Source organism: Phocaeicola sp. RTP21198st1_B8_RTP21198_201120, from assembly GCF_040929485.1.
Taxonomy (GTDB): domain Bacteria; phylum Bacteroidota; class Bacteroidia; order Bacteroidales; family Bacteroidaceae; genus Phocaeicola; species Phocaeicola dorei.
This window is the reverse complement of the sequence record NZ_JBCOCI010000140.1, coordinates 1-5,619: the sequence shown is the minus strand read 5'-3', so window position 1 is coordinate 5,619 and position 5,619 is coordinate 1. Positions and strand designations below refer to the sequence as shown.

At 37.3% G+C, this 5,619-nt stretch carries 7 protein-coding genes and 1 pseudogene; 7 read left to right on the top strand and 1 reads right to left on the bottom strand.

Translation table 11 applies throughout. The annotated features are described in order from the left end of the window. The first annotated feature begins 87 nt into the window (after positions 1 to 87). From AB5935_RS23280 to AB5935_RS23270, 3 genes are all read left to right on the top strand, one after another. The gene (locus AB5935_RS23280; protein WP_005836194.1) at positions 88 to 705 is read left to right on the top strand and encodes a TetR/AcrR family transcriptional regulator; all 618 of its coding nucleotides are present in this window, start codon (positions 88 to 90) and stop codon (positions 703 to 705) included. Positions 706 to 806: 101 nt separating this feature from the next. Then, the gene (locus AB5935_RS23275; protein ID WP_368327615.1) at positions 807 to 1,415 is read left to right on the top strand and encodes a TetR/AcrR family transcriptional regulator; all 609 of its coding nucleotides are present in this window, start codon (positions 807 to 809) and stop codon (positions 1,413 to 1,415) included. A 114-nt stretch (positions 1,416 to 1,529) separates the two neighbouring features. Next, positions 1,530 to 2,672: a beta-ketoacyl-ACP synthase III gene (locus AB5935_RS23270; protein ID WP_005836192.1), complete on the top strand. Its 1,143-nt coding sequence runs from the start codon at positions 1,530 to 1,532 to the stop codon at positions 2,670 to 2,672. Positions 2,673 to 2,911: 239 nt separating this feature from the next. Here the strand turns inward: AB5935_RS23270 and AB5935_RS23265 are convergent, their stop codons facing one another. Next, positions 2,912 to 3,055: a hypothetical protein gene (locus AB5935_RS23265; RefSeq protein ID WP_153837237.1), complete on the bottom strand. Its 144-nt coding sequence runs from the start codon at positions 3,053 to 3,055 to the stop codon at positions 2,912 to 2,914. Between the two features lie 26 nt (positions 3,056 to 3,081). On the opposite strand from AB5935_RS23265, the gene tnpB reads away from it, so the two are divergent. The 4 genes and pseudogenes from tnpB (at position 3,082) to AB5935_RS23245 (ending at position 5,067) form a co-directional block, all read left to right on the top strand. Next, positions 3,082 to 3,396 (top strand): IS66 family insertion sequence element accessory protein TnpB, encoded by a 315-nt coding sequence (gene tnpB, locus AB5935_RS23260; RefSeq protein ID WP_225982619.1) that lies wholly within the window; start codon positions 3,082 to 3,084, stop codon positions 3,394 to 3,396. Between the two features lie 230 nt (positions 3,397 to 3,626). Then, positions 3,627 to 3,857, top strand: a complete 231-nt coding sequence (locus AB5935_RS23255) for a hypothetical protein (protein WP_259329058.1) — start codon at positions 3,627 to 3,629, stop codon at positions 3,855 to 3,857. A gap of 174 nt (positions 3,858 to 4,031) precedes the next feature. Then, positions 4,032 to 4,952 (top strand): annotated as a pseudogene (tnpC, locus tag AB5935_RS23250) (IS66 family transposase). Then, positions 4,906 to 5,067: a transposase domain-containing protein gene (locus tag AB5935_RS23245; protein ID WP_157447735.1), complete on the top strand. Its 162-nt coding sequence runs from the start codon at positions 4,906 to 4,908 to the stop codon at positions 5,065 to 5,067. Before tnpC ends, AB5935_RS23245 begins: the two are co-directional and overlap by 47 nt. Positions 5,068 to 5,619 lie beyond the last annotated feature (552 nt).

Below are 5,619 nucleotides of genomic sequence, written 5' to 3'. Positions count from 1 at the left end.
TGAGCAACTTTTTGTTGCTCAGGTACTTAAAAAGTTTAATTTATAATAGTGTTGCGGAATTAAGGATAAACTATTTACCTTATCGTTATGGCAGAGACAGATTGGTTCAATAAACCTGTGGAAAATTCAAGAGAGCTTATTTTGAAGGAAGCTTTTAAATTATTTCTTCAGAAGAATGTGGAAAAAGTGACAGTTCCTGAGTTGGAGCGGGTCACTAAGTTACAAAGGGGAGCTATCTTTTATCATTTTAAGGATAAAGAAGCAATATTCAAGGATGCTGTTAAACAATATTTTTTTTCCCCATTGAATATATTTTATCCTATTAATTCTAATAATGTGCATTCTTTGGAGGAATATTGGGATAAGAAAAACGAGCATTTAAATAAAATCCAAAATTGGTTTGAGCAAGAAAGTATTCCAATAAGTCCTTATTCTGCATTTTTTCATCTAGCGGAACAGGCAAACTTATACCTTCCTACTTTCAAAGAAGATATGCGGAATTTATTGAAAGCAGAGAGAGAGTGTTGGATTCAAGTATCTTCTGAAAAATCTAAATTATCTTGTGGAAATATAATTTTTTGCTCAATAGCAGATATATTGGAAAATATGTTTTTGGCTAAATGTTTCAAATATTGCTATAACATAAATAATATGCCAGATTACAAATCCACCTATATTGGGAATATTGAACAGTCTCTTAAATGAAATTACAATTCTCTTGTAATCTTGTATTTGCGTTAAAAAAAAGCAATTATGTGCCATTGATTCTTTTGTTTTTATTAAATTTGTAACAAATATTATGTATTATGAGATATAAAGATCCGAATAATGTTAGTAAGCAGAAGATTCTGTTGGAAAGTTTTAAATTGTTTGCCACAAAACCTTTTAGCGATATTACTTTTACTGATATAGAAAAAGTAACTGGATTAAGTAGAGGGGCTATATTATATCATTTCAAATCTAAAAATGAGATATTGGCATCAATTATTGATAGGTTTATTATTAATAAAGAGTATGATTTACCAACAATAGATGTTTCAAAAAGCATGTGGGATAATATCAAAAATTTTATTGCTGCAAAACAACGGCAACAGGAGTTTTTCACAAGTATAGGTATTCAAAATATAAATCGTGCATTTATTTATATTGCTGCAAATTGCATGAATCTTTTGAAAGAAATCCCCAATGAAACACAGCAGCGTTTAGAAAAAGAAAAAAAATATTGGAAAGAACTTTTGTTATTAGGTATAGAAAAGCAGGAAATAAAAAATAGTGTAAATGTCGAGGTTGAAAAATTGTCATTTATGGAAATTTATTATGGTTATTCTTATATGAGTATGACTACTCCTAATGGATACGATACGAATTGTTTATTAGAAAAATTTCAGCATTTGTATTTTAAACTGGCGCATTAAAGCTTAATTTTTCCAAAATAAAATACTGTTTTATCTATTCGTATATAATTAATAGTATTTTTGTGGTATAGACAGGATGTACTGTTTGTTTAATTAAACTATTAATGTTATATTATGGATAAAAATGTTTATATTACTAAATTATCTAGTTTTTTACCGAATGAACCAGTTGAAAACGATGAAATGGAAGATTCCCTTGGGTATATAGGAGGGCATTCTTCGCGTATAAAGAGGATTATTCTCGGTCAAAATCAGATTAAGCAAAGATATTATGCTATAAAAGGTGGAAATTATACCCATACTAATGCGGAACTCATGGCAAATGCTATTGCTGGCTTATTTGATGATGGATTTGCAGCTAAGGATATTCAACTATTATCATGTGGAACTTCTACGCCTGACCAAATGATGCCTTCACATACATCAATGGTTCATGGTTTGCTAAAAGACAGCAATCCGATTCCGATTTTATCTCCTTCTGGAGTATGTTGCTCTGCCGCCCATGCTTTAGAATATTGTTTCTTATCCGTATTATCTGGGCATACAAATAATGCTATATGTGGAGGCTCTGAATTATTTTCTCCCTTACTTCGTTCAAACATCTTTGAGGAAGAATATAAAGCAATAAGTCAAATTCAATCCAATCCATATATTGCATTTGAAAAAGACTTTCTTAGATGGATGTTATCTGATGGTGCAGGATGTGCATTGTTGTCAGATATGCCGTCAGATGGAATATCATTAAAAATAAAATGGATCGAATCTGTATCCTATGCAAATGAACTTGACGTATGTATGTCACAAGGATTACAAAATACTGCAAGTGGAGAATGGACTAGTTGGAAGGCTATGCGCCCTGTTGATTGGCAGACGCAATCAATCTTTGCAATAAAGCAAAATATAAAATTATTGGCGGAGTATGGTGTTGAGAAATCCGTACTACATATAGCTAATAGTTGTAAGAAACACCAGCTGAACTTTGCAGATGTGGACTATTTTCTTCCGCATATCTCTTCTATGTTTTTCTACGACAAATTAGCAGATAAACTGAAAGAAAAAGGATTGTTACTTGATGAACAAAAATGGTTTACTAATCTTAGTTATGTAGGAAATGTAGGAGCAGCAAGTATTTTTATAATGCTTGATGAATTGTTTAATTCATCCAAATTAAAAAATGGGGAATTAATTTACTTATTTATACCAGAAAGTGGACGGTTTTCTTATACAACAGCTTTATTAAAAGTTGAATGCGTATAAAAGCGTAAGCATCCGGTAAACCACGCATTTTTTCTTCAAACTTCCGTCATTAACTTTACGTTCAAAAAACAAAGTTATGATGACACGAGAAGAAGTAGCAGAGATAATGAATTACTGTAAAGAGTACAAAGTGACTTATAAGTCAAGATTAGAGGAACTCAATATCCCTGTATGGCGGGTTTTTATGACAGCAAATCCCGTTATGCCGCCAAGCAATCATCGGGTAAAACGGCTCAAGGTTAGTTTATCGAGCTTCCACACAGCGGATCTTTTGTTCCGGTTCTTTCATTTGCCGGTACAACCGGACGGAAACAGAAAAGTACACCGGCCACGCCAAGCGGATTGAAAGAGATGGAAATACGTACACCGGCTGGTAGTGTCATACGCATCTGCGGTGAGTTAAATGAAAATGAACTGTTTTCAATCATCTGGGCCTGCAACCATGTTCAGCCTTAATGACAGTATGCGCTATCTGTTGTATAACCGTCCGACTGATATGTGCAAAAGCTTCCATACCCTCAGCGGTATCATCACAGACGCCATGGGGCAGGACCCCTGCAACGGCAACGTGTATATCTTCATAAACCGTGCCCGTAACCGTATAAAACTCCTACATTGGGAGCCAGGCGGCATGGTGCTGTATTCCAAACTTCTGGAAGCCGGCACTTTAGGCAAGCCTGATTCTGCCAGCGATAATGAGGTTTGTGCAAATATAGAATGGTGAGAACTTGTCATGATTGTGGAGGGTATCATGGAAGCCCGCGATTCGCGACGCACGAGACTTGAAAACCTGCAAAAGCTTCGAAAATAGTACCGTTTTTTGACTCCGTTCGCTTTTGTATATCATTGAATTTTAGTATATTTACATTGTGAAACAATGAGATGCAGATGCTTACAGAAGAACAGGAAAAAGCCTGATTGGAAGAAAATGAGAAGCTCCGTCAGGATTAAGCGGTGCTTATCAGCAGGGGTTCCTCGCTGGAACAATCCCTGTACTGGCTCCGGAAAAAAGTCTTTGACCGGATGAACGAGAAGAGTCTTCCGCTTGATCCCAACCAGCTGTTCCTGTTCTCAAAGGAAGAAATGTCCTCCATGAAAATATCCCGGCTTGAGGAGGAAGTCTGCAAGAGTGAAGAAGCAATCACCAGGACTATAAAAGTAAAGGAAAAACCGGTCCGCAAGTAGTCTCTGGACACTTCCTCACTGCCTGTAGAGGTTATTGATCTTTACCCGAAGGGACAACCAGCCGAGGAAGGCAAGCTTAAGGATGATTTCATTGAAATCGGAAAGGAAGAGAGTTTACGCCTGGAACGTGTTCTGGTAAAAGTATATATTCTGAAGACCGTCCGCCACAAAGTGATGAGTAAATCCGATATGGAGAAATACCCCGAGGAAAGGCAGATTCTGATTCACCCGCTACCTCTTGTTCCGGTCAGCAAATGTATGGAAGGCTCCTCGGTTCTGACAGACATTATCATCGGCAAGTTCATGTATCATCTCCCGTTCTACCGTCTGACACAGCAGTATCGCGAATCAGGAATTGGCATAAGCGAATCTACCATGTGCGGATGGTATGAAATGGCGGTGGAGAAACGCAAGCTGCTGTACAACCTGCTCAAACAGAAGATACTCTCCAGTGATTATATGCAAGTGGACGAGAGTGTCATTCCTGTGATGGACAATGAGAAACATAAGGCGAAAAAGGGGGATGAGTGGTGCGTACGCGATGGCGTCACGGGGGACGTCATGTTCCATTATGACCGTGGCAGCCGTTCGGGTATGGTAGCCCGTGAACTGCTGGAATGCTACCGTAGCATTGTGCAATGCGATGGCTATGCAGCTTACGAACAGTTTGAGCAGATGAAAGGAATCACTCTGGTCGGCTGTTGGGCACATGGCAGAAGGAAGTACGTGGATGCCCTGGAAGAAAACAGGACGCTGGTCACACAGGCGATTCACTACATCGGTAGGCTGTACAAGGTAGAGTCTGATGCCGGTTAAGCCGGACTCACAGCTGAAGAGCGTAAGGAAAAACGTATCCGTGAGTCCTATCCGCTGATACTTGAATTTGAAAAGTGGCTGCAGGATGCTTATCTTAGAGTGCTTCCTAAAAGCCGCATGGGTAAAGCTATTGAATATACGTACGCGCTTCTTCCAAGGCTTTCCAGATACGTAAACGACGGAAGAATAGAAATTGATGACAACCGCATAGAAAATGCCATAAGCCCCTTTGGTGTACTCTCTGATAGCCTCCTGCAAGTCTGCAGAAGTAGACCCTAGAATCTGGCTGGAAGATGTCCTGAGTAAAATCCCATATAATGAAAGGGATAAAAAGGATATGACAGAACTTCTACCACGTAATTGGGCAAAATCCAATCAAACTTGTTCCGAATAGATACTATTAGTTACGAATCAACTACGAATAGCACCGATTCGGAACTAATTCACATAATTTGTAACGTGGTTTACCGAATGCTTACATCATTAGAAAGATATAAACAAAAAAGATCGCTATAGAGCCCTAAGCCTTTTAGCGATCTAATAATTGGCAGAAATTATAACTGACTTTATTATAATATATTAAATAACAACTTTACTTAATCATTTACCCATATATCAATAATTTCTGCTATATACATTTTATGGTCACTCCCTTTATCTTTAATCATTGAATGGAATTCATGATTTTCATAGTTCATTTGAGACATTTGGTGGGAGTATATTTTTTTGCATTCAACAGAGAGTATGCTTTCTTCAAATAACATACAACCATTTTTTGTTATAATGGGGTTCAAGTTCGTTTCTTTTATCTTATTGATATATCGTCCTGATTGCATTCCACAAACTTCATGAACGTTAGAAAAATCATCTTTTCCTCAAATCCGCAACTAAGCCCTTGAACGTCCTTATTGCGTTTACACGTCCTCTCATTACTGAATTTGCAGAT